At 63.4% G+C, this 1432-nt stretch carries 2 protein-coding genes; both read right to left on the bottom strand.

Annotation, left to right across the window (positions count from 1 at the left end):
* A partial coding sequence (locus tag KGL31_06595; GenBank protein ID MDE2321573.1) for an NAD(P)H-hydrate epimerase occupies window positions 1–934 on the bottom strand: 934 nt, incomplete at its 3' end.
* A gap of 21 nt (window positions 935–955) precedes the next feature.
* Entirely contained in the window at window positions 956–1339 is a 384-nt protein-coding gene (gene acpS / locus KGL31_06590; protein ID MDE2321572.1) for a holo-ACP synthase, read from the bottom strand.
* Between the last annotated feature and the right edge of the window lie 93 nt (window positions 1340–1432).

Raw genomic sequence — 1432 nt, 5'->3', positions numbered from 1 at the left:
TCTCAGGGAGCGGCTCGGTCATCACCTCTGTAAGCTTGGCCTCCATGGCGTCGTTCAGGCTCTCAGGCAACGCCAGCGTCACTAACCCTGCGCCAATTCGAAGCGCTGAAAGGGCGCACATCGCCGCTGCGCCGGTCTTGCCCGACGAACCGGCCAGGACCAGGACGTGACCATACGTCCCTTTGTGGGCATTCGGGTCGCGTAGCGGAAGCACCCTTACCAGATCCTCAGCCTGCACGAGCGAGACATCGAGAAGCGGATCGGTGAGCAGTTGCCTTGGCAGGCCGATGTCTACCGTCACGACCCGACCGGCGCAGGAGGCCGCCGGATAGAGGATCAAGGCCCGCTTCGGCAGACCGAAGGTGACAGTGAGGACCGCGTTGATGCTCGGTCCGGGGATGATCCCCTCATCACTGTTCAGGCCGGAGGGGATATCGAGGGCCACGATCGGCTTACCGGATCGGTTAAGCAGCTCGATAGCCTCGCCCAAGAGACCCTTGGCAGGCCCAGTCGTCCCAGTTCCCAGGATGGCGTCCACGACGACGTCTGCTCGCTCAATCGTTCCCTGAATTACCTCGAGATCCTGACTGATCGCCACTTCATGGATCGGTACGCCTAATTTTCGAATAATCTCGAGATTCGTCCGGGCATCCCCCTTGACCTCCGTCTGCCGGGCCAGCAGAAACACCTCGACCGAGATCCTGCGGTCGAAGAGGTGACGCGCTACAACAAACCCATCACCGCCGTTGTTACCCTTACCACAGACCACGGCGACGCGGCTTCGCGTCAGGTGCGGGAACACGCGCTCCAACTCCAGAACCGCCTGAAGTCCGGCGTTCTCCATCAGCAGCAGCGACGGGATGGCGTACTCCTCCGTCGCCCGTCGATCAAGCCGGCGCATCTGGCTCGCCGTCACAACGCTCACGGCCATCATCCCCTCCTCGTCGCGCACTCCCTATCTGCCGTCAGTAGCCACAACACAGGCCATCGCGTAGTCGCCATCGTGTGTGAGACTCACCAGCATCTGCGTAATCCCAAGGCGGGCCGCAACCTCTCGGGCGCAGCCCGACAGGACCACGCTGGACGGCTCACGCCCGCCTCCCACGATCTGTACATCCTGCCACACCACCCCTTGCCCCCATCCAGTGCAAAGCGCTTTAAAGGCCGCCTCCTTCGCCGCAAAGCGGGCCGCGAGATGTCGCCCGGGGGACCGGTGGCTTCTGAAGCGCGCCTGTTCCCCCGCCGTGAAAAGGCGATCGAGCAGACGGGTGCCGTGACGCGCGACGGCGCGTTCGAATCGTCCGATCTGTACGGCGTCGATGCCGATCCCGATCACCATCACCGTCCCCCCGCACCGCCTATCCCCATCGCCGCGAGCATCTCGTGGATCGCCCGTTCCAGACCTACAAGAACGGCCCTGGCGATGATACTG

It is taken from the genome of Candidatus Methylomirabilota bacterium (genome assembly GCA_028870115.1).
Classification (GTDB): domain Bacteria; phylum Methylomirabilota; class Methylomirabilia; order Methylomirabilales; family Methylomirabilaceae; genus Methylomirabilis.
Note: the sequence above shows the minus strand (reverse complement) of the source record. Positions and strands in the feature narration are given on the sequence as shown.

Coding starts and splice junctions, on each gene's coding strand:
- acpS (MDE2321572.1), bottom strand. CDS start 1,339: ATGGTGATCGGGATCGGCATCGACGCCGTACAGATCGGACGATTCGAA.